The sequence below is a fragment of the Streptococcus phocae genome, assembly GCF_001302265.1.
In the GTDB taxonomy this organism is placed as follows: domain Bacteria; phylum Bacillota; class Bacilli; order Lactobacillales; family Streptococcaceae; genus Streptococcus; species Streptococcus phocae.
The window spans coordinates 1-1,851 of record NZ_LHQM01000087.1; the positions used below are offsets into that span (position 1 = coordinate 1).

Annotated in this window: 2 protein-coding genes and 1 pseudogene; 2 read left to right on the forward strand and 1 reads right to left on the reverse strand. The window is 37.4% G+C overall.

All coding sequences use genetic code 11. The features are described from left to right. On the reverse strand, positions 1-447 hold the full coding sequence (locus tag AKK44_RS09320) for a hypothetical protein (protein ID WP_408022497.1): 447 nt from the start codon (positions 445-447) through the stop codon (positions 1-3). 64 nt (positions 448-511) lie between these two features. Here AKK44_RS09320 and AKK44_RS09415 point away from each other — a divergent pair, with 64 nt between their 5' ends. Further along, positions 512-649, forward strand: coding sequence for an accessory gene regulator B family protein (locus tag AKK44_RS09415; protein WP_408022498.1), 138 nt, complete (start codon positions 512-514; stop codon positions 647-649). A 100-nt stretch (positions 650-749) separates the two neighbouring features. Next, positions 750-1,799: pseudogene (locus tag AKK44_RS08520) on the forward strand (tyrosine-type recombinase/integrase); the annotation flags it as partial. Between the last annotated feature and the right edge of the window lie 52 nt (positions 1,800-1,851).

Below are 1,851 nucleotides of genomic sequence, written 5' to 3' on the forward strand. Positions count from 1 at the left end.
TTAACTAGTACCACGAGTATACTTAGTATTTCCACTCAACTCAATTAATAGCTTTTTATACTCCCTAATTGATTCAATATTGAGGTCGCTTTCGTCATAGTTAGTTAGGAGTTCGCTATCAATATCATCATGAGAACTTGCCATAAGATATTTTAACTCTTCCTTATCAAGTCTAACATCGCCCTCGCCTAACCTTTTGTACGATTCTCTAAAATCATTTTTAAGATGGACAGGTTTTTGGTCACTACTGGCTTCTCTTATTGTTATCATCATAAGTTGACGATTTTTATCAGGAATATTTACGTACTCTATATCATTATCTGTTAGCAAATTACAGCTGACTTTTTGTTTATTTGCAACTAAAGCAAATAGGTTATCTCGAATTCTCTGAGGGTCGTTTACTCCTTGATATGGGTCTTCATTCTTTTCATCAATTCCTAAGATAATTTTTCCACCGTTGGTATTAGCAAAAGCAGAATATGTTTCCCAGAAAGAATCTGGAAGTGCATTTTTGGCTTTTTGTATTCTAAATCGTTTCCTTCAATTTTTAATTTCACACCTTTGCCTCCTGACTTTTAGAACTCAATTTATAGGATATCACGCGAAAACCACGCGTAAAATTTTTTCGAAAACATTCAAATTTGCTTGATTTTAAGGCGTTTTTGAGTGGTAGTTTTAAAAGGATACCGAAAATCACGCAAAAGTCACGCGAAAGCACGTGATTATTTTTCTGCCCAGTCAGTCCAATCATTAAAACAAGGGTTACTATCTATAATCGCTATATTGAGCCGAACTTTGATACCAGAATGTCCATTACGAAATTTGACTCTATGACAGATAAAATTCAAAATCTTATCAAAGCTTCTTCTATGCACATGGCGAGAAATCTGCATATCTACCTTAAGATGATTTTTGACTGGTCAGTTGAAAATGGACAGATAACTCTTACACAAGACTCGACTGCCAACAACAAAGTTAAAAGGCGAGTTCTGACAAAGAGTGAGGAGCAGGACAAGAAACGCGAAGACATTGCGGAAAAATATCTTGAAGCAAGTGAGGTTAATTATGTTCTCCGCCTGATAGAAAGCTGGACTAACCGACCTGATAATCAACTTATCGCAGATGTGTTGAGAATGATTTTCCAGACAGGCATGCGACCAAGTGAGGTTCTGGGCTTGAATGAGGACATGCTTGATTTTGAGGAGAAGTGGATAAAGGTTCATTGGCAGAGGGTAAGTAAAAATAAGTCAGATGAGGTGATAGAAGCCCTTAATCTTGACGAAAAAGAACGCTATCGAGCAGACCTTAAAACCAAGGAAAGTGTCCGCACAATTCCAATGAGTCCTGAGGTAGAGAAAATTTTGCGACATTACATTGATAGAAATAAGTTCCAAGCTCAATTCAACCCGACTTACCAAGATTTAGGATATCTCTTTACTAGAACCTATATTAGGGCAGGTAATCGACAAGGCTCTCCGCTTTATCACAACGAACTTTCACAATTCCTAAGAGGTGGTTCTAGTGAGTCAGCAAAGTATAACAAGAAAGCTGGTAAGCCTTATAAGGGCATAGATAGCTTCCTAGATTTTGGTAGACCGATTCATGTCATCCCCCATATGTTCCGCCATAGCTTTATCTCTATTATGGCAAGTGAAGGCATTGACCTCCCCATCATTCGAGAGTTTGTTGGACATTCAGAGGATTCTAAGGAGATTGAACGGGTCTATCTTCATGTGATTAAGAAGCAAAAAGACACCATGAGAGGAGCTGTAGAAAAGTTAGAGAAGTTGATTGAGTAGACGGATCTTCTTGCCTTGGTAAAAGAGATTTACATAAACCTAAATAATATTA